This is a genomic window from Bosea beijingensis, from assembly GCF_030758975.1.
GTDB lineage: Bacteria > Pseudomonadota > Alphaproteobacteria > Rhizobiales > Beijerinckiaceae > Allobosea > Allobosea beijingensis.
The window spans coordinates 1,384,950-1,409,366 of record NZ_CP132359.1 but is presented as its reverse complement, the minus strand read 5'-3'; the positions used below and the strand labels follow the sequence as shown (position 1 = coordinate 1,409,366).

The following is a 24,417-nucleotide window of genomic DNA, read 5'->3' as shown; positions in this document are numbered from 1 at the left end:
TCAGCCCTGCTTCTTGGGTTCGACATGGCCGCCGAAGCCGGCGCGCATCGCCGAGAGGATCTTCTCGCCGAAGGTGTGGTCGACGCGGGAGCGGAAGCGCGCGAACAGGGCCGAGGTCAGCACCTCGGCCGGGGTCGCAGTCTCGACAGCGGCATCGACCGTCCAGCGACCCTCGCCGGAATCCGAGACGTTGCCGGTATAGGAGGAGAGCTCCTCGTCGGCGGCCAGCGCCTCGGCGGTGAGATCAAGCAGCCACGAGGTGACGACCGAGCCGCGGCGCCAGACCTCGGCGATCTCGGCGGTATCGAAATCGAAGCCGTATTCAGCCGGCAGGCCTTCCTTGGCCGAGGCGTTGCGCAGGAGGTCGAAACCCTCCGCGAAGGCCTGCATCATGCCGTATTCGATGCCGTTATGGACCATCTTGACGAAATGGCCTGCGCCGGTCGGGCCGCAATGGAGATAGCCCTGCTCGCTCGTCGGGTTGCGACCCTCGCGATGCCTGGTCGGCTCGATCTCGCCCTTGCCGGGCGCCAGCGTCGCGAAGATCGGCTCCAGCCGGTCGAAGGCTTCCTTGTCGCCGCCGATCATCAGGCAATAGCCGCGATCGAGCCCGTGGACACCACCGGAGGTGCCGATGTCCATGTAATGGATGCCCTTCGCGCCAAGCTCCTTGCCGCGGCGGACATCGTCCTTCCAGAAGGCGTTGCCGCCATCGATCAGCGTGTCGCCCTCGCCGACCAGGCCGGCGAGTTCGGCCAGCGTCGCCTCAGTGATCTTGCCGGCCGGCAGCATCACCCAGATGGCGCGCGGCGCCTTGAGCTTGGCGACCATGTCCTTGAGATCGCTGGCGAGCGTCGCGCCATCGGCGGCGAGCGCCTGGCCCGGCTTCGGATCGCGATCATAGACCACGCATTCATGGCCGGCGCGCATCAGCCGGCGCACGATATTGCCACCCATCCGGCCGAGGCCGATCATTCCAAGCTGCATGTCAGATACTCCGCAAAGCCGGCTTTCGCTGCTTCAAGCATGGAGGCGGCGGGCGGGGCAAGCCAAAGCGATGCCGGTCTCAGGCCCGGATTTGCCGTTGCAGAGCCCGCCACCGACCCGGCGTGACGCCATAGGCGCGGCGGAACTGGCGGGTGAAGTGGCTCTGGTCGGCGAAGCCACAGGCGAAGGCTGCGTCGGCCAGGGGCGTTCCTAGCGCCAGCATCCGGCGGGCGCGATCGAGGCGGCGCATGACGAGGTAATTGTAGGGGCTCGTACCGAAGGCCGCGCGGAACTGACGCGCGAGAGCGAAGCGATCGAGCCCGGTCATGGCCTCCAGCCGGCTCGAATCGACGGTTTCGGTAGCGTGGGCATCGAGATAGTCGCGCGCCTGTTCCAAAGCGGAGGCGTCGAACTGGGATGAACGGACGTGCCCGGCAGAGCGATCGACCGCGAGCAAGGCCTGGGCCAGCCCCTCGACCAGATCGTCCGCCGCCAGCGGGTCTAATGGCTGGTCGAGATCGCGCAGCGCATGAGCTATCGCCGCGACAAGGCGCGGTTCCTGCGAAACGGCTGTGGATATGAAGGGCAAAGCGCGGCCGCCCTCGCCCATCGCCTGCCGGATCAGGCGCGGCTCGACATAGAGCATGCGGTAGCGGAAGCCGCTCTCGATCCCGGAGCGGCCGTTATGGACCTCGTCGGGATGCAGGACGATGGCGTAGCCACCGAGGCTGTCGCGCCTTGCGCCACGATAATCGAAGGACTGCACACCCGAGAGCGTCAGCCCGAAGGCATAGGTGTCGTGGCGGTGCGGGTCATAGGCATAGCCCCGGAAGAACGCCTCCATGCGTTCGATACCGGGCGCGCCGGTGCCGAGCCGGACCCAGTCCCGCTCAGGCCCGCACGATCGTTCAAGACGGGCCTTCCCGGCCTCGGCTAGCGATGCATCCATGCGTTACGATACCAAGATCGCCATCGTGGTTCGCGATGATCTCGCAACCTGGCAAAAACTCAACGTCGCCAGCTTCCTCGCCGGCGGGCTCGTCGGAACCGCCCCCGAACTCGCGGGCGAGCCCTATCAGGATGCGTCCAGCCGCTTCTACGGGCCGCTGATCCGCCAGCCCGTCCTGATCTTCGCAGCTAGCGCCACGGAGCTCACGACAATGCTACAGCGGGCGCAGCAGCGCGGCGTCAGGCCGCATCTCTATACCAGGGAACTGTTCGCAACCGGCAACGATATCGACAACCGCGCCGCCGTTGCGGCGGTGGCAACGGATGCGCTCGATCTCGTGGGTCTCGGGGTCCATGCCGAGCGCAAGGAGATCGACAAGATCACCAAGGGATTGAAGCTGCACGGATAGCACCTTGCGAATCCTGCCTTTCCGGCAGACTTCATTGCCTCATTCCAGAGCAGGGCAAGGATCGCCTCCCGCATTCATGGGCTGGAACGCGACTTTGGTCGTGCTCGTCCAGCGCATTTTTTGGCATTTGCGAGTCCCGCAGAATCGCCTTAGCCTCCTTCTTGTCGGCAACAACTGAAAGGAGGTGATCCAGTGTCTCATTGTCATCAACCGCTGGTGCAAGGCGGGCGGACCTGGACCTCTTCTTGCTGGGGTTTCTATTCCGCGTGAGTTTTCGCACCTTAAGATCCGGTTCGCCGGATCGCGGTTCGGCAATGGAAGGGCTGCCCGCAAGGGCGGCCCTTCTTGCTTCTGAGCGGCTAACGCTGGCGCATGGCCGCGAGCCGTGGCAGACAGGCGGCGTGTCACGCTTTTCCTTGCCCAATGCCCCGAGTGCCGGCCGTGTCCGTTCCTGATCCGAGCCGCGAGGCCATTCTCGACTTCATCGAGGAGGAGCGCGCTGCCGGCCGCGAGGTCGGCCGCCGCGAGATCGCCAAGGCCTTCGGCCTCGATGGCGGCGGCAAGATCTGGCTGAAGCGCCTGCTCAAGGAGATGGCGGAGGAAGGCGAGATCGGCGGCGACGGCAAGGAGCGCCCGGTCCATCCGCGCGGCGCGCTGCCGCCCGTGCTGCTCTCCGAGATCAAGCGCCGCGACCGCGAGGGCGACCTCGTCGCCCAGCCGCTGGAATGGGACGCGGTCGAGAACGGCGACCCGCCGCAGATCCTGATCGAGCGCCCCCGCGAAGGCCGGCGCAAGGACAAGTCGGCAGCGCCGGTGCCCGGCGTCGGCGATCATGTCATCCTCAAGCTGACGCGGCTGCGTGGCGTCGAGGGCTTTGGATATTCCGGCCGTGTGCTCAAGGTGATGGGCAAGGCCAAGGCCGCCGTGCTCGGCATCTTCCGCGCCCTGCCCGACGGCTCCGGCCGGCTGGTGCCGATCGACAAGAAGGCGCAGGGGCGCGAGGCGATCATCCCCAAGGGCCGCACGGGAGAAGCGCAGGACGGCGATCTCGTCTCGGTCGCGATGCGCCGCGAGAGCCGCTTCGGCCCACCGGAAGCGCACGTGCGCGAGCGGCTGGGCTCGATCAAATCGGAGCGCGCCGTCAGCCTGATCGCGATCCATGCCCATGGCATTCCGCACGAGTTTCCGCCGGCCGCGCTTCAGGAAGCCGCGAACGCACCGCTCGCCTCGCTGAAGGGCCGCGAGGACTGGCGTGACCTGCCGCTCGTCACGATCGACCCGGCCGATGCCAAGGACCATGACGACGCGGTCCATGCCGTGCTGGATGACAACCCGGACAATCCCGGCGGCTTCGTCGTCACCGTCGCCATTGCCGATGTAGCAGCCTATGTGACGCCGCATTCGGCGCTCGACCGCGAGGCGCTGGAACGCGGCAACTCGGTCTATTTCCCCGACCGCGTCGTGCCGATGCTGCCGGAGCGGATCTCGAACGATCTCTGTTCGCTGCGGGAGCATGAGGACCGGCCGGCGCTCGCCGTCAGGCTCGCGCTCAAGGCGGACGGCTCGAAGAAAAGCCATTCCTTCCACCGCGTGCTGATGCGCTCGGCGGCGAAGCTCTCCTACCAGCAGGCCCAGGCTGCCATCGACGGGCAGACCGACGAGAAGACCGCGCCGATCCGCGACAGCGTGCTGATGCCGCTCTGGGCGGCCTATGGCATCGCGGCCCGCGCCCGCGACCAGCGCCAGCCGCTCGAGCTCGACCTGCCCGAGCGCAAGCTGATCCTGAAGCCCGACGGCTCGGTCGATCGCGTCATCGTGCCGGACAGGCTCGCGGCGCATCGCCTGATCGAAGAATTCATGATCCTCGCCAATGTCGCGGCGGCCGAGACGCTGGAAAAGGCCGGCAGCCAGTTGATCTATCGCTGCCATGACGAGCCCTCGCTGGAAAAGATGCGGGCGCTCGGCGAGGTGCTGGCCTCGATCGGCATCAAGCTGCCGCAGGACGGGGCGCTGAGGCCCGTGCTGTTCAACCGCATCCTCGGCATGATCAAGGGCTCGGAGAACGAGACGCTGATCAACGAGGTGGTGCTGCGCACGCAGGCCCAGGCCGAGTATGTCGCCGAGAATTACGGGCATTTCGGCCTCAACCTGCGCCGCTACGCGCATTTCACCTCGCCGATCCGGCGCTATGCCGACCTGATCGTGCATCGCGCGCTGATCACGGCGCTGAAGCTCGGCGACGATGGCCTACCGAAAAGCACCACGCTCGCAGAGCTGCGCGAGGCCGCGACCCGCATCTCGGCGGCGGAGCGGCGCGCCATGGCGGCCGAGCGCGAGACCACCGACCGCCTGATCGCTCATTTCCTCGCCGACCAGATCGGTGCGAGCTTCGACGGGCGCATCGGCGGCGTGCATAAGGCCGGGCTGTTCGTAAAGCTCGACGGCACCGGCGCCGACGGCTTCATCCCGGCCTCGACGCTGGGCGGCGACTACTATCGCTATGACGAGGCGGCCCACGCCCTGATCGGCGAGCGCACCGGCGAAAGCTGGCGCCTCGGCGACCGGGTCCATGTCAAGCTGATCGAGGCCGCGCCCGTCGCAGGCGCGCTGCGCTTCGAACTGCTCTCGGAGGGACGTGTCGTGGCGACGGGGCGCGCCGGCAAGCGGCGCGGCGGCGCAGTACCTTTCGGTACGAGCCGGCCGGCGGCGAGCTTCGGCAAGAAGGGCAAGCCGGGCGGGGGCGGCTTCGGCAAAGGCAAGTCGGGCAAGAGCAAGCCGGGCAAGAGGCGGTGATGGGCGTCCAGATCCACAGCGCGGGGACACATCTCGACACGCGCGACTGGCGCCAGGCGGTGGCGCGCGGCCTGCGCGGCCGCTGTCCGCATTGCGGCCAAGGCCGGCTGTTCCGCGCCTTCCTGAAGCCGGTAGACCGATGCGAGGCCTGTGGCGAGGACCTGCACCACCAGCGCGCCGACGACCTGCCGCCCTATATCGTGATCACGATCGTCGGCCACATCATCGTCGGCGGCCTGCTGCTCGCAGAGAAATTCGCGGAATGGCCGATGTGGCTGCACATGACCGTCTGGCCGCTGCTTACCATCCTCCTGTCCTTCGCGCTGATGCAGCCCGTCAAAGGCGGTGTCGTCGGCCTGCAATGGGCCGTGCGCATGCATGGCTTCGGCGGCGAGCCCGATAGGCCCGAGCGCCAGCCGCTGCCCCCTTCGGATTCACGTTCATGACCGACCATACCGTCACGCTGACCCAGGCCGAGCGGGCGCGCACCACCAACAATCAGCGTCCCAAGGACGCCGCGACCATGATGATTCTGGATCGCAGCGGCGCGCGGCCGAAGGTGCTCATGGGCAAGCGCCACGCCAGCCACAAGTTCATGCCGGGCAAGTACGTCTTTCCCGGCGGGCGCGTCGATGCCGGCGACCGGCAGATGGTCGCGACCGGCGCGGTGCCCCAGATCTGCGAGGACCGGCTCGGCAAGCGCTGCCTGCGCCCCAGCGCTGGCAAGGCGCGGGCGCTGGCGATGGCCGCGATCCGCGAGACCTTCGAGGAAACCGGCCTGCTCTTCGGCTCCGACGAGTTCGGCACGCCAGAGATAGTACTGCCCGGGAGCTGGAGCGATTTCGCGGCGCAGGGCGTCTATCCCGATCTCTCGGAGGTGACCTTCGTCGCGCGCGCGATCACGCCGCCGCGCCGGCCGAAGCGATTCGACACCCGCTTCTTTGCGATCGACGCCTCCGCCGTCGCCAAGCGGATCGACGGCATCATCGGGCCCGATTCGGAGCTGGTCGATCTGGTCTGGGTCGATTTCGACGAGGCCAAGGAACTCGACCTGCCGACCATCACCAAGGTGATCATCCAGGAGGTCGAGGCCCGGATCGAAGCCGGTTTCGCGCCCTGGCTGCCTGTCCCGTTCTACTGGGAGAAGCGCGGCAGCTTCGTGCGCGAGGAGCTTTGAGGAGCCATTCGCGCCGCAGAGCTATTCTTCCTTGACTTCGCCGGCCCTTTGCGGCATTCCCCGCGCTGACGGTTTGCCGGGTTCGCCCGGCCATTTTCTTTTCCGAGGGCCTTTGGCCCGCATGGTTCGAGGATAGACCCATGGCCAAGGCCGTGACGATCAAGATCAAGCTGCTTTCGACCGCCGACACCGGCTTCTTCTACGTGACGAAAAAGAACTCGCGCACGATGACCGAGAAGATGTCGAAGAAGAAGTACGACCCCGTCGCGCGCAAGCACGTCGAGTTCAAGGAAACCAAGATCAAGTGAGGCCCTGCCTCCCGATCTGACTTCGCTTTGAAAAGCCGCCCTTTCGGGCGGTTTTTTCGTTTATAGCGTCCAGAACTTTCTCACAACTGCCGAACGATCCCGAGCTTGCCCCCCGGTCCATCGCAAGGCTCCGGAGCTCCATGATGGATCCCGGATCGGCGCTGCTGCGCAGCTCGTCCGGGATGACGCGGCCGGCTCCTGCCTAACCGCAATAGGCGCGGACGATCTTGCCGGTTTTCGGATTGGTCTCGATGGTCACGCGCTCCCGGCGATAATCCATCGTCACGCCCTGCCCCGGCCGAATCTGCCGAACGATGGTCGCGCCGGTGGTCTCCTGGGCCTCGGCATCACTGACGCGGGCCTTGCCCGCCAATGCCTCGGCCGCGTCCTCACGGCAGGTGCCGGGCAGGCCGGGCGCAGCTCCTACCGGCGTCTGCTGCACATCGCTCTGGCAGGCCGCCAGCGTCAGTGCAGCAAGAGACAAGGTTCCAGCGGCAAGCAGTTTCCGACCAAGCATCCAGGCAATTCCTTCATCTCAACTCTGGGGGGTCTGAAAAGCCCTACGATCGCGATGCGGCACCTCCATGGCAAGCGGATGGCTGCGCTCAGGCCGCAAGCCCCGCAACGTCCTGGCTTGCTGGAGACGGCGCATGCCATGTCGCCAGGGCGCTGCGGCCGGCCTCCGTCAGCGCATAGACGCCGCGCCCGGAGCGCTCGAACCAGCCATAGACGTTGCGGTGCAGGATCTTCTGGGCGTCGGGACAGGACGGCTTGAGGTCCCGCGGCCGCTTCGGCTCGTCGGCCATCGCAGCCGCGCAGGCCAGAGCCTGCTGACGATAAGCCGTCATGATCGGCCTGCGCGTGCCCCCGCCCATGGCCGGATCGCCCTGACGGCGCCTGTGTTCGTCCACCAGCCGCGAACGCCGGCGCGGGTCCTTGCGCGGCGGGGCGGCCGCCGGCGACACGAGGATGGCGACCTCGCCGGCTTTGGAGACGCCGAGCAGGCCGAAGCCGAGGCGCCGGCAGAGATTGCGATAACGCGGATCGCTCTCGCGCCCCTTGCCTCTCGCGGAGAGCTGGGCCGCAAGCCAGATCTCGTCGCCGATGCTCAGCCGGTCGACGCCCTGCAGGATGAGCTCGAGATTGAAGCTGAGCTTCAGTTCGCCGATCACCACGACGGACGGATCGCCGTCGCGGAGCCCGACGAGATCGCACGGTCCGATCTCACCCTTCACGGTGTAGCCGTGCTCTTCGAGGAAGCGTTTGACGGGCAGATAGAGCGACGTTTCCACATCAGCCTCCGGGCAGCAGAGCGCCAAAGATGCCCGATAGTCGTTTCGGAGAGGCAAACGCCGGAAACGCCATCGATCGCTCAAACGAAAAATCCACCCGCCACCGACTGAATCTGTTCAGCCCGCGACGGGTGGATCGTTTCGCTTCAAAGGGCCGCACCGTATCGAAGGGTGCTGCCTGATGTGATCGGAATGCTCCCGATCACTCCCACTCGATCGTGCCGGGGGGCTTCGATGTCACGTCGTAGACGACGCGGTTGATGCCCTTGACCTCGTTGATGATGCGGGTCGCGGCGCGGCCGAGGAAGTTCATGTCGAAGGGGTAGAAATCCGCCGTCATGCCGTCGACCGAGGTCACCGCGCGCAAGGCGCAGACATGGTCATAGGTGCGGTAGTCGCCCATCACGCCGACGGTGCGGACCGGCAGCAGCACGGCGAAGGCCTGCCAGATCACGTCGTAGAGTCCGGCCTTGCGGATCTCGTCGAGATAGATCGCATCGGCCTTGCGCAGGATGTCGAGCTTCTCCTTGGTGATCTCGCCGGGGCAGCGGATGGCAAGGCCCGGTCCCGGGAACGGGTGGCGGCCGACGAAGGCCTCGGGCAGGCCGAGCTCGCGGCCGAGCACGCGGACCTCGTCCTTGAACAGTTCGCGCAGCGGCTCGACGAGCTTCATTTTCATGCGCTCGGGCAGGCCGCCGACATTGTGGTGGCTCTTGATCGTGACCGAAGGCCCGCCGGAGAAGGAGACGCTCTCGATCACGTCGGGATAGAGCGTGCCCTGCGCCAGGAAATCGGCCCCACCGAGCTTGGCGGCTTCGGCGTCGAAGACGTCGATGAAGAGCCGGCCGATGGTCTTGCGCTTGGCTTCCGGATCGGCGCCGCATTTGGCGAGCTCGGTAAGGAAAAGCTCTTCGGCCTCAACATGGACCAGCGGGATGTTGTAGTGATCCCTGAACAGGCGGACGACCTCTTCGGCCTCGTTCATCCGCATCAGGCCATGGTCGACGAAGACGCAGGTGAGCTGGTCCCCGATCGCCTCGTGGATCAGCACCGCCGCAACGGCCGAGTCGACCCCGCCGGAAAGCCCGCAGATGACGCGGCCGGTGCCGACCTGCTCCTTGATCTTCTTCTGCATCTCGGAGCGGTAGGCCGACATGCTCCAGTCCGGCTTGCAGCCGCAGATCCCGACGACAAAATTGCGCAGCAGCTTGCCGCCATCAGGCGTGTGGACCACCTCGGGATGGAACATCGTGGTGTAGAAGCGCCTGGTCTCGTCGCTCGCCACGGCATAAGGGGCGTTCTCCGAGGTCGCCTTGACCGTGAAGCCAGCCGGGAGCTGCGTGACCCGGTCGCCATGGCTCATCCAGACCGGATAGCGGCCGCCCTCTTCCCAGACGCCCTCGAACAGCGCGGACGGCGTGACGATCTCGACATCGGCACGGCCGAATTCGGCAGCATGCCCGCCCTCGACCTTGCCGCCTAGCTGGTGCGCCATGGTCTGCTGGCCGTAGCAGATTCCCATCAGCGGGATATTGGCCGAGAAGACCGCCTCGGGAGCCCGCGGGCTGCCCTCGTCCGGCACCGAAGCCGGGCCGCCCGAGAAGATCACGCCCTTCGGCTTCATGCGGGCGAAGGCCTCGGAAGCGGACTGGAAGGGGGCGATCTCGCAATAGACGCCGATCTCGCGGATGCGCCGCGCGATGAGCTGCGTCACCTGCGAGCCGAAATCGATGATGAGGATGGAGTCGTGATGGGGCTGAGCGCTCGTCATCGCGTTCCGTTAATGGATCGCGCGGGCGCGCGCAACGGGGCCGCGCCCGAACGCATGGCGCCACTGCCGCCAGGGTCTGTACTCGTTATGGACGGTGTTCTGATCGGGCCAAAACGAGTACAGACCCTAGGCCTTGGCGGCGTCCTCGATCAGGTCGGAGACCTCGGCCGGACGGGAGGCGAGCGAGGCGTGGCTGGCGTCGAGCGTCAAGGTCTTCTGCGGGCGCATGCGCTGCGCCATCATGACCTGATTTTCGGGCGCGATCATCCGATCGGCGGTCGAGATCTGGTACCAGTTCGGCGTCTTCCGCCAGGCCGGCGCCGTTACGGTGTCGCCGAAGGTCGAGCCGATCGGCGCCTTCTGCGTGATCGCCATGATCATGGCCTCGTCGGCCGGCAGGTCCTGGCAGAAGCTCTCGCGGAACTTGTCCGGCTTGATCCAGAGATAGCCGTCGCTGTCGGGTGCGATGTTGGGGAAGGCCTTCGGCGGCCTGGCCTGGCTGATGCCGTCGGCGCTTTCGCCGGCATCGGGCGCGAAGGCCGCGATGAAGACCAGCGCCTTGACGTTCGGCAGGTCGCCCATCTCGGTGATGACCTTGCCGCCATAGGAATGGCCGACGAGCACGACCGGACCGGCGATCTGCCGCACCATCTTGCGGGTGCGCTCGGCGTCGTCCGCCAGCGATGTCAGTGGATTCTCGACGGCATGCAGGCCGGAGTGGCCGCGCCGGGAGAGCTCGAGGATGACCTTCGACCAGTGGGCGGCGCCGCCCCAGAAACCATGAACAAGGACGATTGCGGGCTTGTCGGACATCTCACGATCCCCTGTAGCAGCCGGCTTCAGGTTCCGGCCGGACACGTCGCCGGTCGGAAACCTCGCAGAGTTTCAGCGCGGTGTCGATGCGGAAGCGAAACCGCTCCCGAGATCTCACGCGTTGCGCGTCAGGCAGGCCAGATAGAACCCGTCCGTGCCGGTGCGTCGCGGCGAGAGCTGCAGGCCACACTCGGTGGCGAAGCGGGCGAGCAGGGAGAAATCGCTCTCGGCGCCCCTGAGCACGTCGATCGGCGCCACGATCGAGAAGCCGGCATGCTTGCCGAGGAAGGCGCGGATCGCCTCATCGTTCTCCTCCGGCAGCACCGAGCAGGTGATATAGGCGATGCGGCCGCCGGGCTTCACCAGCCTCGCGGCGCGCGCCAGCACCTCGGCCTGGTCCTTGATGCGCTCGGCCAATGCGCCGGGGCGCACGCGCCACTTGGCATCCGGGTTGCGCCGCCAGGTGCCGGAACCGGTGCAGGGCGCATCGACCAGCACGAGATCGACCTGGCCGGCGATATCGGCGAAGGGCTCGTGGCCGCGCGAGCGGGGAATGCGGACCTCGACGATGCCCGCTCCCGAGCGGGCCAGCCGGTCATGCAGCGGTGCGAGACGACGGCTGTCGAGGTCGGTGGCGTAGAGGCTGCCGCGATTGGCCATCAGCGCGGCGAGCGCCAGCGTCTTGCCCCCTGCCCCGGCGCAAAGATCGATCACGGTCTGGCCGGGCCGGGCACCGGCGAGCAACGTCACCAGTTGCGAGCCCTCGTCCTGAATCTCGAAGGCGCCGGCGAAGAATCCTGGTTCGGTCTGGAGCGAGGGGCCGCGGCCGTCATGGCCGGGCTGGAAGCGCAGGGCGTCAGGCGACCAGGGCGCCTGCTCCGGCTGGAGAGGATCAAGGTCCTTCAGCACGGCATCGCGGCCGGCCTTGAGCCGGTTGACGCGCAGGTCGATCGGCGCGCGGGCAGCCAAGGCTTGCCCCTCGGCGATTGCCACTTCGCCTAGGCCCGTCCGGAACGACGGCCAGAGCCATTCCGGTACGTCGGCCTGCACCCAGTCCGGCGCACCTTCGACCGAGAAGGCGGTCAGCAGCGCCGTCTCGTCGTCGCTCAGGGGCTGCGGCGCGTGATTCTCGCCCGAGCAGAGTTCCGCGATCTCGGCGACACCCATCCCGCGCAGGCCTGCCAGCATGCCGAGAACGAGCGCGCGCGGCGCCTCGGAGGCCATGGCGTAGCCCGAGGACGCCTTGCGGCGGAGCGCGTCATAGACCAGCGAGGCGATGGCGGCGCGGTCCTTCGAGCCGGCGAAACGGCGCGACAGGCCCCAGTCCTTGAGAGAATCGGCAGCCGGGCGGCGGCGCTCGACGATATCCTGGAGCACCTCGATGGCGGCGCTGATCCGGGCGGCTGGAGTCATGACGCTTCAATCCTGGCGCCGGACAGCTTCCGGGGCGCCGTAACGACGGTGTCGAACAAGCTTCGACCGATTCAAGCATGACGCCGGGACATGAAGACCTCAGCGCCACACTCTTGACGCGGTCGTTCCACAAGCGGAAAGACGATGCAACCGCATGTCGCGGCCATTGGGATACACTCGCATGAAAAGCGCCAGCCGCATCGTCATCCTGAGCCTCGTCGCGCTCGGCCTCGCCGCCTGCGCCACCCAGCAGCCGGACTACACCCCGCCGGCCTCCAAGCGCCTCGACGCCAAGACGACTCTCGAAAACCGCCGCTGAGGTTGCACGGGAGGGCTGGCTTACGCCCAGCAACCTCCCGCTCATGTCCGCCAGCGACAGTACAACCCGCGCCGGCCTCCGCCGGGGCGGGTTTTTTTGTCGCGAACAGAGCGAGGGAACCGGCAGACAAAAGCCGGATCAGCCGCAGCAATTCGATATCGCGGCCAACCGCGAATTTGGCGCAACGGACAGCTTTCGGGCGTTCGTCATTCCAGGCTCTAAAGCTTCCACCTCTCGGCTGCGATCCAGGTGATCGCCATCAATGCAGTTGTTCCGATCGTAGCGACGAGCCAAAGCCACATGCGTACCTCCGCCGACCATCGCCGAAACAACAACCTTCGGTTGCATTTGTTTCCTGGCGGAAGGGTTTTGGTAAACTAGACCTTTCCGCGACTGCAGATCGAGCCGCTCTCTGGCGGGCGAGGCCGAACAGTGGCTTCATGGCCGTGTCATGTCCGCCACCTTAAGGTCCCACGCATTTTCGCGAGGCTGAGCCAGACTATGACAAAGCACTTCCTTCTCTCGACGACGTTCCTCGCCGCTCTGGCCTTTCAGGCGCCGGCCGCATTCGCGCAGGCGGCCCCGACGCTGTCGGGCCAGAAGCCGCTCGTCGTCGCCCATCGCGGCGCCAGCGGCTACCTGCCGGAGCATACGATCGAAGGCTACAAGCTCGCGATCCAGCAGGGCGCCGACTTCATCGAGCCGGACCTCGTCTCGACCAAGGACGGCGTACTCGTCGTCCGCCACGAGCCGATGCTGTCAGGCACGACCGATGTCGCCGACCGCCCGGAATTCGCCAACCGCAAGACCACGCGCAAGGTCGACGGCGTCGACACGACCGACTGGTTCGCCAACGACTTCACCGCTGCCGAGATCAAGACGCTGAAGGCCAAGCAGGCCTTCGCCGACCGCGACCAGTCGCATAACGGCAAGTACCAGATCCCGACCTTCCAGGAAGTGATCGACCTCGCCAAGGCCGAGAGCGCCCGCACCGGCCGCACCATCGGCATCTATCCCGAGACCAAACATCCGACCTATCACGCCGCGCTCGGCCTCGCCTTCGAGGACAAGCTTCTGGACATGCTCAAGGCCGCCGGCTGGACCGACAAGACCGCGCCGGTCTTCATCCAGAGCTTCGAGACCGCGAACCTGAAATACCTGCGCCCGAAGACGCAACTGCGCCTCGTCCAGCTCGTCGATGGCGACGGCGTCGACAAGGACGGCAAGGTTACGCTCGCCGCGCCCTTCGACCGCCCCTACGACTTCGCAGTGCTTGGCGACAAGCGCACCTTCCAGGACATGCTCTCGGCCGAGGGCCTCAAAGAGATCGCGACCTATGCCGACGGCGTCGGTCCGTGGAAGCCGTACCTGATCGGCGCCAAGCAGACGATCGGTGCCGACGGCAAGCCGCAGGACCTGAATGGCGACGGCGCGATCGACGAGCGCGACCGCACGCTGATCGCGCCGACCAATGTGGTGAAGGATGCTCACGCAGCGGGGCTGCTGGTCCATAGCTGGACCTTCCGCAGCGAGGCGAAGCGTCTGACCTCCGACTTCAAGGGCGATGCGGGCGCCGAATACAAGGCCTTCTTCGCGCTCGGGCTCGACGGTGTGTTCTCGGACTTCCCCGATCAGGCTGTGAAGGCGCGCGACGGCAAGTAAGCCTCGTTCCAGCAGAAGGCCCGCGACGCTTGGCGTCGCGGGCCTTTTCATGGGCGGATGCCGTGCCTGCCGGCGCGGCTGAACTCAATCGCAGACGCGGGTCGTCCGACGCACGACGCCGCGGCGGGTTTCGCGCTCGGTCGTCACGGTGCGGCAGTCGCGGCGAGAACTCGCGCGGCGCCATTCGCGCTCGCGACGGCGGTCATAACGGTCGCGCCGCTCCTCCCGGATTTCCCGATCGATGGCCCGCTCGCGCGGCGAGCGCGTATCGACGCTGACGCCGCCGGGACCGACATTGATCGACTGGGCATAGGCCCCGCCGCTCATCAGAAGCGCGGCGAGCAGGGCAGGAACAAGACGTTTCATGACGTATCCTCCGTTCCCGTCACCAACGGGGCAGGCCCGGTTTCGTTCCGAAACATCCCGAAACGCAAAACGCGCCGGCGGAGCCGGCGCGTTGGCAATCGCTGACGGAAATGCCCGCTCTCAGTGCAGGATCTGCGAGAGGAAGAGCTTGGTGCGCTCGTGCTGCGGCGCGAGCAGCCCTATGTCGAGGCGGCTGTGGCGAACGGCGCGCGCGTGCCGCGCATCATCTTCCGCCACATCCTGCCCAACACCTTCGCGCCGATGAGCGTGCAGGCGACCTATATCTGCGCCAGCGCGATGATCGTCGAGGCGATCCTGTCCTTCATCGGCGCGGGCGTGCCGCCGGCGACGCCCTCCTGGGGCAACATCATGGCCGAGGGCAGGGCGCTCTGGCAGGTCCGCCCGCACATCATCCTGTTCCCGGCCGTGTTCCTCTCGATCACCGTGCTGGCGGTCAACTTGCTCGGCGATGGCCTAAGAGACTCCCTCGATCCGCGTCTCGCCAAGACGCTTTGAGAGCCCGCCCCGCAACTGGGACAACCCACGCCCCGCATTGCCGGCGCTTGACGCGCCGGCTCGGCACATCGAAGCCTTGCCCTGTAGGGTGATTTTCATCCGGAGCCTCCGACGTGACCCGTATCCTGACCGTCGCCGCCGCCCAGCTCGGCCCCATCCAGCGTGATGAGAGCCGGGCCTCGGCCGTCGTCCGCATGGTCGAATTGATGCGGCAGGCGAAGAGCCACGGGGCCGATCTCGTCGTCTATCCGGAAGCGGCGCTCACCGCCTTCTTCCCGCATTGGTGGATCGACGACGAAGCCGAGATCGACGGCTGGTTCGAAAGCGCCATGCCCTCGAACGAGACCGCGCCGCTCTTCGAGGAGAGCAAGCGCCTCGGCGTCGGCTTCCATCTCGGCTATTGCGAGCTCGCCTTCGAGCAGGGCCGCAAGCGTCGCTTCAACACCGCGATCCTTGTCGACAAGTCGGGCTCGATCGTCGGCAAATACCGCAAGATTCATTTGCCGGGCCATCCCGAGCATCGCCCCGCTGCGCCCTTCCAGAATCTGGAGAAGCGCTACTTCGAGACCGGCGAACTCGGCTGGCCGGTCTGGCGCACGATGGACGCCAATATCGGCATGATGATCTGCAACGACCGCCGCTGGCCGGAGAGCTACCGCTCGATGGGTTTGCAGGACGTCGAACTGATCGTGCTCGGCTACAACACGCCCAAGCATAATCCGCCGGCGCCCGACCATGACCGGCTCGGCAATTTCCACAACCAGCTCGTGATGCAGGCCGGCGCCTATCAGAACGCCACCTGGGTCGTCGGCGTCGCCAAGGCGGGGCTGGAGGCCGGCGTCGACCAGATCGGCGGCTCCTGCATCATCGCGCCGACCGGCGAGGTCGTGGCCCAGGCCGTGACCGAGGATGACGAGCTTGTCGTCGCCCGCTGCGACATGGACCTCGGCAAGAGCTACAAGGCCTCCACCTTCAATTTCGCCCGGCATCGCGAGCCCCAGGCCTATGGCCTGATCGTCGAGCGCAAGGGCGCCGTCTCCCCGGTTTGATCAGCCTCCAAAGGAAGAAACAAAGTGACCCACGATCTCATCCTGAAGGGCGGCCGCGTCATCGACCCCTCCCAGAAGCATGACGGCATCCTCGATGTCGCCTTCACGGACGGCAAGGTCTCCGGCTTCGGCAAGGACCTGAAAGGCGCCAAGGAAATCCGCGACGTCTCCGGCTACATCGTCTCGCCCGGCCTGATCGACCTGCACACCCATGTCTACTGGGGCGGCACCTCGCTCGGGATCGACGCCGACGAGTTCTGCCGGCTCTCGGGCGTCACCACCTCGGTCGATACCGGCTCGGCCGGCCCAGGCAACTGGCCGGGCTTCCGCAAGCATGTCATCGAGCAGAGCCAGGCGCGCATCCTCGCCTATCTCCACGTCTCGCATGCCGGCATCTACGGTTTCGACCATCGCGTCATGGTCGGCGAGAGCGGCGACATGCGCCTGATGAACCCGATCGACTGCGCCGAGGTCGCCGACAAGAACCGCGACTACATCGTCGGCATCAAGGTCCGCGTCGGCCTTCACGCCTCCGGCGATCAGGGCACCAAGCCCCTGAACATCGCGCTGCAGGTCGCCAACGAGGTTGGCATGCCCTTGATGTGCCATATCGACCATCCGCCGCCGTCCTATGAGGAAGTCATCGGCATGCTGCGGCCGGGCGACGTGCTGACCCACGCCTTCCGCCCCTTCCCGAACGCGCCGGCGACTGCGCAGGGCACAGTGAAGCCGGAGGTGCTGGCCGCCCGCAAGCGCGGCGTCATCTTCGATATCGGCCACGGCAAGGGCTCGTTCTCGTTCAAGACCACGCGAGCCATGCTCGCCAACGGCTTCGAGCCGGACGTGATCTCGTCGGACGTTCATAAGCTCTGCATCGACGGCCCGGCCTATGACCAGGTCACCACCATGTCCAAGTTCCTCTGCATGGGCATGAGCCTGAACAACGTCATCGCCGCCTCGACGGTGAATGCCGCCATGGCGCTGAAGCGCCCGGAATACGGCTCGCTCAAGGTCGGCTCGCTCGGCGACGCGACGATCCTGACCGTCAAGGAAGGCAAGTTCGACTATGTCGACGTCGTCGGCGAGCACCTGATCGGCGACAGGAAGTTCGTCTCCGAGGGCGTCGTGCTCAAGGGCAAGTGGTGGCACCCGAAGCGGACCGGCAAGTTCCCGAAGGTCGCGGCGTAGGTTTTTTATGTCACGCGAAACGGGCTGGCGCCGCATGGCGCCGGCCGACCTGCCGGGCGTGATGGCGATCGCGGCCGTCGTGCATCCAGGTTATCCGGAGGACGAGGCGGTCTTCGCGGAGCGTCTGCATCTGGCGCCTGAGGGCTGCCATGTGCTGGCCGGCGAAGACGGTGTGCTGCAAGGATATCTCGTTAGCCATCCGTGGCCGGCGGGCACCGTCCCGGCCTTGAATTCCCTGCTCGGCGATATCCCGCAGGATGTCGCGAACTGGTATCTTCACGACCTCGCCTTGTTGCCGGCTGGGCGCGGCAGCGGAGCGGCGGGTACGATTGTCGCCGCGATCGCCGGTCAGGCTGCTGAGCGCGGCTATTCGAGCCTTGCGCTCGTCGCGGTCAACGACTCGATCGGCTTCTGGCGACGGCAAGGTTTTCGCGAGGTGCATGACCCCGCGCTTGATCGCAAGCTCGCGAGCTATGACGATGCGGCACGCTATATGCGCCGCGAACTGAACGACGGACAGGACAGGCCGGCGCGGCAGATGCCGGCTGGATTTTGAGGAGAGAACGCCATGAGCGCTGAAGACAGGTTGAAGGAGCTGGGGCTGACCCTGCCGGACGTGCCGACCCCGGTCGCGACCTATGTCAGCTTCAAGCAGGTCGGCGACACGGTCTATCTCTCGGGCCAGGGCCCGAAGCGCGCCGACGGCACCTATCCCACCGGCAAGGTCGGCACCGACGTCACTGTCGAGCAGGCATACGAGCACGCCAAGCAGACCGGGCTGGGCCTGCTGGCCGCCATGAAGAAGGCGGTCGGTTCGCTCGACAAGGTCGAGGTCGTCAAGCTGCTCGGCATGGTCAATGCCGCGCCTGATTTCTCCGATCATCCCAAGGTCATCAACGGCTGCTCGGACCTGTTCGTCGCCGTGCTCGGGGATCGCGGCCGCCATGCTCGCTCGGCCGTCGGCATGGGCTCGCTGCCGAACCGCATGACCGTCGAGATCGAAGTTATCGTCAAGGTGCATCCATGAGCGTGACCGCGACCACCTCCAGGGCCGTCGAGCAGCCGGCCGCCACCCCGCTCGCCGCCGAGATCGCGCGCGTCTACGGCACGCCCGCCGTTGTCATCGATCTCGACAAGGTCGATGCCAATATCGCCCGCCTGCAGGCCACCTGCGACGCCGCCGGCCTCGCCAACCGCCCGCATATCAAGACGCATAAATCGCCCGAGCTGGCCCGCCTCCAGATCGAGGCCGGCGCCCGCGGCATCACCTGCCAGAAGCTTGGCGAAGCCGAGATCATGGCCGATGGCGGCGTCGACGACATCCTGATCAGCTACAATATCATCGGCGAGGAGAAGCTCGGCCGCCTTGGCGCGCTCCAGCGCCGCGTCCGGATGATCGTCGCCGCCGACAACCCGGTCACCATTTCCGGCCTGCCGCGGGCCGGGGAGATCGCGGGCCGCGATCTAGAGGTCGTCATCGAATGCGATACCGGCCGCAAGCGCGCCGGCGTCGAGACGCCGGGCGAAGCGGTCGAGCTTGCCAAGATGGTCGCGGCTTCGCCCGGCCTGCGTTTCGCCGGCTTCCTGCTGTACCCGCCGGAGGATGGCTGGGAGCGGACGCAGGTTTTCCTCGACACCGCCAATGCCGGCCTGCGCGATGCCGGCCTCAAGGCCGATATCGTCTCGACCGGCGGCTCGCCCAATCTGCCCCATATCGGCAAGCTGAAAGGCTCGACCGAGCACCGCTCGGGCACCTCGATCTTCAACGACCGCATGCAGATCGCGGCCGGCGTCGCGACGCTCGAGGATTGCGCGCTCATGGTCTATGCGACCGTAGTGAGCCGCGCCGGCGCCGATCGCGGCATCCTCGATTCAGGTTCGAAGACGCTGACCAGCGACAAGGGCAATCTCGACGGCCACGGCTATATCCTCGAATACCCGGCGGCGCGGATCGCGCAGTTCGCGGAGGAGCATGGCTTCCTCGACCTCTCCGCCTCGAACAAGCGCCCGCTCGTCGGCGAGATCGTGCGCGTTGTGCCGAACCATGTCTGCGTCGTCGTCAACATGGTGGATCGCCTGGTCACCGTGCGCGGCGACAAGCTTATCGGGGAACTACCGGTCGCGGCCCGCGGCAAGCTGACCTGAGCTCATCGAACCGACGTCGGCCGTCATGGTCGGGCTTGTCCCGACCATCCACGTCTTCACTGATCGAGACCGGTGTTCAAGACGTGGATGCTCGCCACAAGGGCGAGCATGGCGGACGGGCTTCAATTCTGCAGGATCTTCGATCCCTTGATCGTGACATGGCCGGACGCCTTGGCTTCGAGGCGTCCGGAAGCCTTGAGTGCGATATCGCGTCCTTGCAATTCGACGCTGCCATCCTTCTTCATGTGCAGCTTGGCATCGCCGCTCCTGAGCGTCGCGGCGTCGGCGCTTTCGATCGCAAGCGACTTGCCGACACTGAGGGCCATGCCCGCGCCGACGCTCATCGCCATGTCCTTGCCCGCTGTTATGGCAAAGTTTTGCCCGCTTTCGATATCGCAGCCCACCGCCGCGCTGACGTTGAAGCTGCGCGTCTCGAATGAGGCCGCGTTACCACTGACGCGCAGCCGGCCGCTGACGGCTATCGTTGCATTGTTGCTTGTGGTCAGGTTCAGATAGTTGCCTGAGGTCAGGTTCAGACTGTTGCCTGAAGTTGCGTTCAGGTCGTGCCCGGGCCTTAAAATCAAATCCATGCCAGGCGTCAGCGTGATGGAGTTGCCTGCGTACAGCACCATGCCCGTTCCGCAATTAACCGTCAGCGAACCGCGCGCGTTGATGACCACATTGCCGCTGCGATCCGCCGAAATCGCTTGCATCAGGTTTGCAACCTGCGCCTCAAGCGTGGCGATGCGTTGCTGCAGGGCTTCGGTGTTCGGATCGGCCATCTCACTACCCTATCGTCGGCATGACAACGTGACGGAGCGTCAACCTATCATGCCCCGGAGGTGGCGAGAATGCGCTTGGCCGGTCAGGTCTCCGGGTGCCGGGCGTTCCAGGCGGCGGCGTATTCCGTGCAGAGGCGGTCGAGCTCGGTCCGGTCGGTGACGCCGGCAGGACGCCCGCGCGAGGGCGAGGCCTGCTGGAACGGCACCGAGCGCTGATGCGCCACGCGCCAGAGCCGCCGCAACTCCGTGAGCGGGTCCGTGTGGTCGTCGACGCGGATGTCGATGCTCGGCACCGGCTCGCCGTTCCAGATGCGGATCGCGGCGGATTGCTTGCCGCGCTTGTCGCCGCCGGCCTTCTCGCCGGCCTCCAGCGCGACCAGCAGGCGCTCGTCGAAATCGAGCGCCGAGGAGGCGATATAGGCCTTCAGCGTTTCCTGAACGACCTCCGGGCCGGCAAGCATGTTGCCGGCAACCGAAACCTGCGGCCCGTCGACGGCGCCGCACCAGTCGATGCAGGCCGCGCCGGTATGCGAGGCGCTCTTGCCGTCGCGGTCGATGACGTGGAGCTGCCTGTGGGCGCGGCCTTCGTCGGCTGCCGTCAACGTCGCGATGATCTCGACCGCCGAGCGGCCCTCCTGCAGGAGCCTCAGCCCATCGACACCGTAGAGCGGATTGACGAAGGCCTGCGTGGCGATGGCGCCGACGCGCCCGCCGCCATAGGGCACGCGGGCACCGACCGCGAAGGCGCAGGTCGAGACGGCGACGCCATAGGCGCCGGTCGCGGCGTCGCGGGCGACGATGGACCAGGTCATGCGATTATCCCTCAGCGGCCGGCGGCATAGGCTTGCATCAGACGCGGCGTCGCGGCGGCGCGCAAGAGGCCGTCATCGCCGCGTTCTGCCGCAGTGAGCCGCCCCACCGTCCAGGCGGGCGCCTTCTCGACGGCATGGCCGCGGCGCTCCAGTTCGGCCAGTGCGGCGGCGCCGATGCTCTCCTCGATCATCATATGGCCGGGCCGCGACGAGCGCGGGTAGAAGGAGGAGGGGAAGTGCTGTGTGTGGAACAGCGGCAGGTCGATCGCCTCCTGCAGGTTGAGGCCGTGATGGACGCGGCGCAGGAACAGGCCGAGCTGCCACTGCTCCTGCTGGTCGCCGCCCGGCGTGCCGAAGGCGAGGCGGGGCTTGCCGTGCTCGAAGGCTATCGAGGGCGTCAGCGTCGTGCGCGGCCGCTTGCCCGGCGCGAGCGAGGCCGGCAGGCCTTCCTCCAGCCAGAAGCTCTGGGCGCGGGAATTCAGCGGGAAGCCGAGCTCTGGAATCACCGGGGAGGATTGCAGCCAGCCACCGGAAGGCGTTGCCGCGATCATGTTGCCCCATTTGTCGATGACGTCGATATGGACCGTATCGCCCTTGCGGCCGGCCGCGACCATCGAGGCCATGGTCGGCTCGCCGACGCTGGCGCCGCCCTGGGTGGGCTGGGCGATGGCGCCGAGCGCCTTCATTGCATGCGCGACCTGCGCCTCGTAGCCGGAGACGACGCCCGGCCGCAACTCCAGCGAAGCGCGCTCGCCGATGAGCCCGCGCCTGCCGGCGGCATAGTCTTCGGAGAGCAGCGTCGCGAGCGGCACCTTCACGAAATCCGGGTCGCCGTAATAGGCCTCGCGATCGGCGAAGGCGAGCTTCATCGCCTCGACGACATGGTGGACGAATTCGGGGCTCGCGGGCCCCATCCCGGCGAGATCGACGCCTTCAAGGATCTTCAGTGTCTGCAGGAAGGCCGGGCCCTGGCCCCAGGGGCCGATCTTGAAGACCTCCCAGTCATGATAGGTCACGGAGGTCGGCGTCTCGTAGGTCGGCTTGTAATTCGCCATGTCCTGCGCGGTCAGCAGGCCCTTGTTGCGCCGGCCGGAGGAATCCATCACCTCCTGCGTGCGGCAGAAGCGGTCCATCGCCTCGGCGACGAAGCCCTTGTACCAGGCGTCATAGGCGCCCTGGATCTGCTCCTGCCGGTCGTCGCCCTTGGCTTCCGCCTCGGAGAGGATGCGCTTGTAGGTCTCGGCCGCGGCCTTGTTGGCGAAGAGCTTGCGCGCTTCCGGCACGTTGCCGCCGGGCAGATAGACGTCGCCCGATGTCGACCACTCGTTGCTGAAGAGGTCGCTCAGCTCCCGGATCGAATCCGAGACGCGCGGCAGCATCGGGTGGCCGTTCTCGAAATAGCCGATCGCCGGCTCCAGCACGTCGCGCAGCTTCAGCCGCCCGTGGTCGCGCAGCAGAGTCATCCAGCCGCCGAAGGCGCCGGGGATAACGGTGGCGAGCAGGCCGGAGCCTGGGATCAGGTCGAGGCCGAGCGCCTTGTAGGCCGCGATGGTCGCCGCCTGTGGGGCCGGCCCCTGCGCGCAGAGCGTCTCCACCTTACCGGTCTCGGCCGAATAGAACACGGCCGGCATGTCCCCGGCCGGGCCGACGAGATGCGGCTCCACCACCTGCAGGACGAAGGCAGCGGCGGCGCAGGCATCGAAGGCGTTGCCGCCCTTTTCCAGCATCGCCATGCCGGACGCGGTGGCGAGCCAGTGCGTCGAGGTCACGACACCGAAGGTGCCGAGGATTTCGGGGCGGGTGGTGAACATGGGCGTATCCCTGAAGCTTAGTTTTCTTTCGGATCGAGCGCGTCGCGCAGGCCGTCGCCGAGCAGGTTGAAGCCGAGCACGGCGAGGAAGATGCAGACGCCCGGCGCCACCGACATCCACGGCGCCTGCTCCATGAAGTTCTTGGCGACGTTGAGCATCTGTCCCCAGGACGGCGACGGCGGCTGCTGGCCGAGGCCGAGGAAGGAGAGGGCGGCTTCCAGAATGATCGCCTGCGCCATGAACAAAGTCGACTGCACCACGATGGGGGACAGGGTGTTGGGCAGGACATGGCGGAACATCAACCGGAGGTCCCGTGCCCCGACCGCCCGCGCGCCCTCGACGAAATCCTCCGCTTTCACATTCATCACCTGCCCGCGGATCAGCCGGATGAAGATCGGCACGGCGGACAGGCCGATCGCGATCATCGCATTGGTCAGCGATGGCCCGAGCACGGCGGCGAAGGCGATGGCGAGGATCAGGAACGGGCAGGCGAGCAGGGCCTCGGTGACGCGCGAGATCACGATATCGATCCAGCCGCCATACCAGCCGGCGAGCAGGCCGAAGGGCAGGCCGATCGCCACCGCGATCAGCACCGATACGATGCCCGCGAGCAGCGAAGCCTGCGCCCCGTAGAACAATCGCGAGACCTGATCGCGGCCGAGCTCGTCCGTGCCGAACCAGTAGAGTTCGGAGGGCGGCTTGCGGATGGCGAGGAAGTTCGACTTGAACGGATCGGCCAAAGGCAGCACCGGCGCCAGAACCGCCATCAGGACGAAGATCAGGACGAGCCCGCCGCCGAGCAGCGCGGACTTGTTGCGGATGAGGCGCGCCAGAACGCCGGGGCGACCGCTGACACCGGCCGATCCGCCTGCCGAGGCGATGGAATCGAGCGAAGCCATCAGCCGGTCCTCAGGCGCGGATTGACGAGGATGTAGAGGATGTCGGCGATCAGGTTCATCAGGATGAAGCCGATGGCCGTGCACAGCACGACGCCCTGCACCACGCCATAGTCGCGGTTGAACACGGCATCGACGATCAGCTTGCCGAAACCGGGGATGGTGAAGACCTGCTCGGTCAGCACCGCGCCGGCCAGCAATTCGCCGAAGAGCAGGGTGGTCAGCGTGATGATCGGCACCAGCGCGTTGCGCAGCGCATGGCGATGCACGACCGTGTCCTCGTCGAGCCCCTTGGCGCGGGCGGTGCGGACATAGTCCGAGCGCAGCACCTCCAGCATTGCCGAGCGGGTATGGCGCATCAGGAAGGCGGCGAGCCCGTTGCCAAGCACGAAGGCCGGCATGATCAGGCGTTTGATCGCCTCCCAGGGGTTCTCGAAGATCGATTCATAGCCCGAGGCCGGCAGCCATTTCAGGTATACCGAGACCAGCAGGATCAGCATGATCCCGAACCAGAAATTCGGGATCGACAGGCCGGAGAGCGCGACCGCGCTGGCGGAATAGTCGACCACCGTGCCCTTGCGCCGCGCGGCCAGGATGCCGATCGGAATGCCTATGACGATCGCGACCAGGATCGAGGCGGTGGCGAGCTGGATCGTCACCGGCAGCTTCTGCAGGATCAGCCCGAGGACCGGCTCGCCGGTGCGCAGCGAGCGGCCGAAATCACCCTGCACGACCTGCCCGAGCCAGGCGAAGAACTGGACGAAGATCGGATCGTCCAGCCGGTAGATCTCGCGCAAGCGCGCGATCACCTCGGGGTCGCGTTCCTCGCCGGCGATCACGAGGAAGGGGTCGCCCGGCAGCGCGCGCTGCAGGGCGAAGACGAAGAGCGACACCAGAAAGAGCGTCGGTATCGCGATCAGGAAACGGCGGAGGATGAGCGTGGCCATGGGCCAGCCCTC

Annotated in this window: 25 protein-coding genes and 1 pseudogene; 13 read left to right on the top strand and 13 right to left on the bottom strand. The window is 66.6% G+C overall.

The features are described 5' to 3' along the window. A complete protein-coding gene (gene gnd / locus Q9235_RS06880) occupies positions 1 to 987 on the bottom strand; it encodes a phosphogluconate dehydrogenase (NAD(+)-dependent, decarboxylating) (RefSeq protein WP_306226072.1) in 987 nt (328 codons plus the stop codon). A gap of 79 nt (positions 988 to 1,066) precedes the next feature. Beyond that, a complete protein-coding gene (locus Q9235_RS06875) occupies positions 1,067 to 1,936 on the bottom strand; it encodes a helix-turn-helix domain-containing protein (protein ID WP_306226071.1) in 870 nt (289 codons plus the stop codon). Here Q9235_RS06875 and Q9235_RS06870 point away from each other — a divergent pair. The 5 genes from Q9235_RS06870 to rpmG all read left to right on the top strand — a co-directional run bounded on the left by Q9235_RS06870 (position 1,935) and on the right by rpmG (position 6,623). Then, positions 1,935 to 2,345: a DUF2000 family protein gene (locus Q9235_RS06870; RefSeq protein WP_306226070.1), complete on the top strand. Its 411-nt coding sequence runs from the start codon at positions 1,935 to 1,937 to the stop codon at positions 2,343 to 2,345. The genes Q9235_RS06875 and Q9235_RS06870 overlap by 2 nt on opposite strands. Positions 2,346 to 2,768: 423 nt before the next feature. Next, complete coding sequence (gene rnr / locus Q9235_RS06865) at positions 2,769 to 5,138, top strand: ribonuclease R (protein ID WP_306226069.1); 2,370 nt, start codon at positions 2,769 to 2,771, stop codon at positions 5,136 to 5,138. Beyond that, positions 5,138 to 5,584 (top strand): DUF983 domain-containing protein, encoded by a 447-nt coding sequence (locus Q9235_RS06860; RefSeq protein WP_306226068.1) that lies wholly within the window; start codon positions 5,138 to 5,140, stop codon positions 5,582 to 5,584. The genes rnr and Q9235_RS06860 overlap by 1 nt, the downstream gene beginning before the upstream one ends. Next, positions 5,581 to 6,315, top strand: coding sequence for an NUDIX hydrolase (locus Q9235_RS06855; protein ID WP_306226067.1), 735 nt, complete (start codon positions 5,581 to 5,583; stop codon positions 6,313 to 6,315). The genes Q9235_RS06860 and Q9235_RS06855 overlap by 4 nt, the downstream gene beginning before the upstream one ends. Before the next feature lie 140 nt (positions 6,316 to 6,455). Next, positions 6,456 to 6,623: a 50S ribosomal protein L33 gene (gene rpmG, locus Q9235_RS06850; RefSeq protein ID WP_038367996.1), complete on the top strand. Its 168-nt coding sequence runs from the start codon at positions 6,456 to 6,458 to the stop codon at positions 6,621 to 6,623. 202 nt (positions 6,624 to 6,825) lie between these two features. Here rpmG and Q9235_RS06845 read toward each other — a convergent pair whose 3' ends face one another. The 5 genes from Q9235_RS06845 to Q9235_RS06825 form a co-directional block, all read right to left on the bottom strand. Then, positions 6,826 to 7,140 carry an I78 family peptidase inhibitor gene (locus tag Q9235_RS06845; protein ID WP_306226066.1) on the bottom strand — a complete coding sequence of 105 codons (315 nt, stop codon included), beginning with the start codon at positions 7,138 to 7,140 and terminating at the stop codon, positions 6,826 to 6,828. Positions 7,141 to 7,228: 88 nt separating this feature from the next. After that, entirely contained in the window at positions 7,229 to 7,915 is a 687-nt protein-coding gene (locus tag Q9235_RS06840) for a DUF2161 domain-containing phosphodiesterase (protein ID WP_306226065.1), read from the bottom strand. A gap of 202 nt (positions 7,916 to 8,117) precedes the next feature. Next, positions 8,118 to 9,686 carry a glutamine-hydrolyzing GMP synthase gene (gene guaA / locus Q9235_RS06835; protein WP_306226064.1) on the bottom strand — a complete coding sequence of 523 codons (1,569 nt, stop codon included), beginning with the start codon at positions 9,684 to 9,686 and terminating at the stop codon, positions 8,118 to 8,120. A 126-nt stretch (positions 9,687 to 9,812) separates the two neighbouring features. Continuing rightward, the gene (locus tag Q9235_RS06830; protein WP_306226063.1) at positions 9,813 to 10,499 is read right to left on the bottom strand and encodes an alpha/beta hydrolase; all 687 of its coding nucleotides are present in this window, start codon (positions 10,497 to 10,499) and stop codon (positions 9,813 to 9,815) included. Positions 10,500 to 10,613: 114 nt separating this feature from the next. Beyond that, positions 10,614 to 11,912: an RsmB/NOP family class I SAM-dependent RNA methyltransferase gene (locus Q9235_RS06825; RefSeq protein WP_306226062.1), complete on the bottom strand. Its 1,299-nt coding sequence runs from the start codon at positions 11,910 to 11,912 to the stop codon at positions 10,614 to 10,616. A gap of 181 nt (positions 11,913 to 12,093) precedes the next feature. Between Q9235_RS06825 and Q9235_RS06820 the strand changes: the two genes are divergently transcribed. Together Q9235_RS06820 and Q9235_RS06815 are read left to right on the top strand one after the other, a co-directional pair. Beyond that, positions 12,094 to 12,231: a lipoprotein gene (locus tag Q9235_RS06820; protein WP_170843263.1), complete on the top strand. Its 138-nt coding sequence runs from the start codon at positions 12,094 to 12,096 to the stop codon at positions 12,229 to 12,231. A 501-nt stretch (positions 12,232 to 12,732) separates the two neighbouring features. Continuing rightward, positions 12,733 to 13,893, top strand: a complete 1,161-nt coding sequence (locus Q9235_RS06815; RefSeq protein WP_306226061.1) for a glycerophosphodiester phosphodiesterase — start codon at positions 12,733 to 12,735, stop codon at positions 13,891 to 13,893. 84 nt (positions 13,894 to 13,977) lie between these two features. Here Q9235_RS06815 and Q9235_RS06810 read toward each other — a convergent pair whose 3' ends face one another. Beyond that, a complete protein-coding gene (locus Q9235_RS06810; protein WP_306226060.1) occupies positions 13,978 to 14,259 on the bottom strand; it encodes a hypothetical protein in 282 nt (93 codons plus the stop codon). A gap of 165 nt (positions 14,260 to 14,424) precedes the next feature. On the opposite strand from Q9235_RS06810, the pseudogene Q9235_RS06805 reads away from it, so the two are divergent. From Q9235_RS06805 to Q9235_RS06780, 6 genes and pseudogenes are all read left to right on the top strand, one after another. Then, positions 14,425 to 14,775: pseudogene (locus Q9235_RS06805) on the top strand (ABC transporter permease); the annotation flags it as partial. 113 nt (positions 14,776 to 14,888) lie between these two features. Further along, positions 14,889 to 15,824, top strand: a complete 936-nt coding sequence (locus tag Q9235_RS06800) for an N-carbamoyl-D-amino-acid hydrolase (RefSeq protein ID WP_306226059.1) — start codon at positions 14,889 to 14,891, stop codon at positions 15,822 to 15,824. Between the two features lie 24 nt (positions 15,825 to 15,848). After that, positions 15,849 to 17,012, top strand: a complete 1,164-nt coding sequence (locus Q9235_RS06795; protein WP_306226058.1) for an amidohydrolase/deacetylase family metallohydrolase — start codon at positions 15,849 to 15,851, stop codon at positions 17,010 to 17,012. A gap of 7 nt (positions 17,013 to 17,019) precedes the next feature. Continuing rightward, on the top strand, positions 17,020 to 17,568 hold the full coding sequence (locus Q9235_RS06790) for a GNAT family N-acetyltransferase (RefSeq protein ID WP_306226057.1): 549 nt from the start codon (positions 17,020 to 17,022) through the stop codon (positions 17,566 to 17,568). 12 nt (positions 17,569 to 17,580) lie between these two features. After that, positions 17,581 to 18,039, top strand: a complete 459-nt coding sequence (locus Q9235_RS06785) for a RidA family protein (RefSeq protein WP_306226056.1) — start codon at positions 17,581 to 17,583, stop codon at positions 18,037 to 18,039. Continuing rightward, complete coding sequence (locus Q9235_RS06780) at positions 18,036 to 19,157, top strand: alanine racemase (RefSeq protein WP_306226055.1); 1,122 nt, start codon at positions 18,036 to 18,038, stop codon at positions 19,155 to 19,157. The genes Q9235_RS06785 and Q9235_RS06780 overlap by 4 nt, the downstream gene beginning before the upstream one ends. Before the next feature lie 122 nt (positions 19,158 to 19,279). Here the strand turns inward: Q9235_RS06780 and Q9235_RS06775 are convergent, their stop codons facing one another. The 5 genes from Q9235_RS06775 to Q9235_RS06755 all read right to left on the bottom strand — a co-directional run bounded on the left by Q9235_RS06775 (position 19,280) and on the right by Q9235_RS06755 (position 24,405). Beyond that, complete coding sequence (locus Q9235_RS06775; protein ID WP_306226054.1) at positions 19,280 to 19,939, bottom strand: hypothetical protein; 660 nt, start codon at positions 19,937 to 19,939, stop codon at positions 19,280 to 19,282. 83 nt (positions 19,940 to 20,022) lie between these two features. Next, the gene (locus Q9235_RS06770; RefSeq protein ID WP_306226053.1) at positions 20,023 to 20,751 is read right to left on the bottom strand and encodes a DUF1028 domain-containing protein; all 729 of its coding nucleotides are present in this window, start codon (positions 20,749 to 20,751) and stop codon (positions 20,023 to 20,025) included. 11 nt (positions 20,752 to 20,762) lie between these two features. Continuing rightward, positions 20,763 to 22,562: a gamma-glutamyltransferase family protein gene (locus tag Q9235_RS06765; RefSeq protein ID WP_306226052.1), complete on the bottom strand. Its 1,800-nt coding sequence runs from the start codon at positions 22,560 to 22,562 to the stop codon at positions 20,763 to 20,765. A 17-nt stretch (positions 22,563 to 22,579) separates the two neighbouring features. Next, a complete protein-coding gene (locus Q9235_RS06760; RefSeq protein WP_306226051.1) occupies positions 22,580 to 23,461 on the bottom strand; it encodes an ABC transporter permease in 882 nt (293 codons plus the stop codon). Next, on the bottom strand, positions 23,461 to 24,405 hold the full coding sequence (locus Q9235_RS06755) for an ABC transporter permease (RefSeq protein ID WP_306226050.1): 945 nt from the start codon (positions 24,403 to 24,405) through the stop codon (positions 23,461 to 23,463). The genes Q9235_RS06760 and Q9235_RS06755 overlap by 1 nt, the downstream gene beginning before the upstream one ends. Positions 24,406 to 24,417 lie beyond the last annotated feature (12 nt).

Bases quoted from the DNA above. Each gene is read 5' to 3' on its own strand.
- gnd (WP_306226072.1), bottom strand. From the start codon at position 987: ATGCAGCTTGGAATGATCGGCCTCGGCCGGATGGGTGGCAATATCGTG.
- Q9235_RS06870 (WP_306226070.1), top strand. From the start codon at position 1,935: ATGCGTTACGATACCAAGATCGCCATCGTGGTTCGCGATGATCTCGCA.
- Q9235_RS06875 (WP_306226071.1), bottom strand. From the start codon at position 1,936: ATGGATGCATCGCTAGCCGAGGCCGGGAAGGCCCGTCTTGAACGATCG.
- rnr (WP_306226069.1), top strand. From the start codon at position 2,769: ATGCCCCGAGTGCCGGCCGTGTCCGTTCCTGATCCGAGCCGCGAGGCC.
- Q9235_RS06860 (WP_306226068.1), top strand. From the start codon at position 5,138: ATGGGCGTCCAGATCCACAGCGCGGGGACACATCTCGACACGCGCGAC.
- Q9235_RS06855 (WP_306226067.1), top strand. From the start codon at position 5,581: ATGACCGACCATACCGTCACGCTGACCCAGGCCGAGCGGGCGCGCACC.
- rpmG (WP_038367996.1), top strand. From the start codon at position 6,456: ATGGCCAAGGCCGTGACGATCAAGATCAAGCTGCTTTCGACCGCCGAC.
- Q9235_RS06845 (WP_306226066.1), bottom strand. From the start codon at position 7,140: ATGCTTGGTCGGAAACTGCTTGCCGCTGGAACCTTGTCTCTTGCTGCA.
- guaA (WP_306226064.1), bottom strand. From the start codon at position 9,686: ATGACGAGCGCTCAGCCCCATCACGACTCCATCCTCATCATCGATTTC.
- Q9235_RS06830 (WP_306226063.1), bottom strand. From the start codon at position 10,499: ATGTCCGACAAGCCCGCAATCGTCCTTGTTCATGGTTTCTGGGGCGGC.
- Q9235_RS06825 (WP_306226062.1), bottom strand. From the start codon at position 11,912: ATGACTCCAGCCGCCCGGATCAGCGCCGCCATCGAGGTGCTCCAGGAT.
- Q9235_RS06820 (WP_170843263.1), top strand. From the start codon at position 12,094: ATGAAAAGCGCCAGCCGCATCGTCATCCTGAGCCTCGTCGCGCTCGGC.
- Q9235_RS06815 (WP_306226061.1), top strand. From the start codon at position 12,733: ATGACAAAGCACTTCCTTCTCTCGACGACGTTCCTCGCCGCTCTGGCC.
- Q9235_RS06810 (WP_306226060.1), bottom strand. From the start codon at position 14,259: ATGAAACGTCTTGTTCCTGCCCTGCTCGCCGCGCTTCTGATGAGCGGC.
- Q9235_RS06790 (WP_306226057.1), top strand. From the start codon at position 17,020: ATGTCACGCGAAACGGGCTGGCGCCGCATGGCGCCGGCCGACCTGCCG.
- Q9235_RS06785 (WP_306226056.1), top strand. From the start codon at position 17,581: ATGAGCGCTGAAGACAGGTTGAAGGAGCTGGGGCTGACCCTGCCGGAC.
- Q9235_RS06780 (WP_306226055.1), top strand. From the start codon at position 18,036: ATGAGCGTGACCGCGACCACCTCCAGGGCCGTCGAGCAGCCGGCCGCC.
- Q9235_RS06775 (WP_306226054.1), bottom strand. From the start codon at position 19,939: ATGGCCGATCCGAACACCGAAGCCCTGCAGCAACGCATCGCCACGCTT.
- Q9235_RS06770 (WP_306226053.1), bottom strand. From the start codon at position 20,751: ATGACCTGGTCCATCGTCGCCCGCGACGCCGCGACCGGCGCCTATGGC.
- Q9235_RS06765 (WP_306226052.1), bottom strand. From the start codon at position 22,562: ATGTTCACCACCCGCCCCGAAATCCTCGGCACCTTCGGTGTCGTGACC.
- Q9235_RS06760 (WP_306226051.1), bottom strand. From the start codon at position 23,461: ATGGCTTCGCTCGATTCCATCGCCTCGGCAGGCGGATCGGCCGGTGTC.
- Q9235_RS06755 (WP_306226050.1), bottom strand. From the start codon at position 24,405: ATGGCCACGCTCATCCTCCGCCGTTTCCTGATCGCGATACCGACGCTC.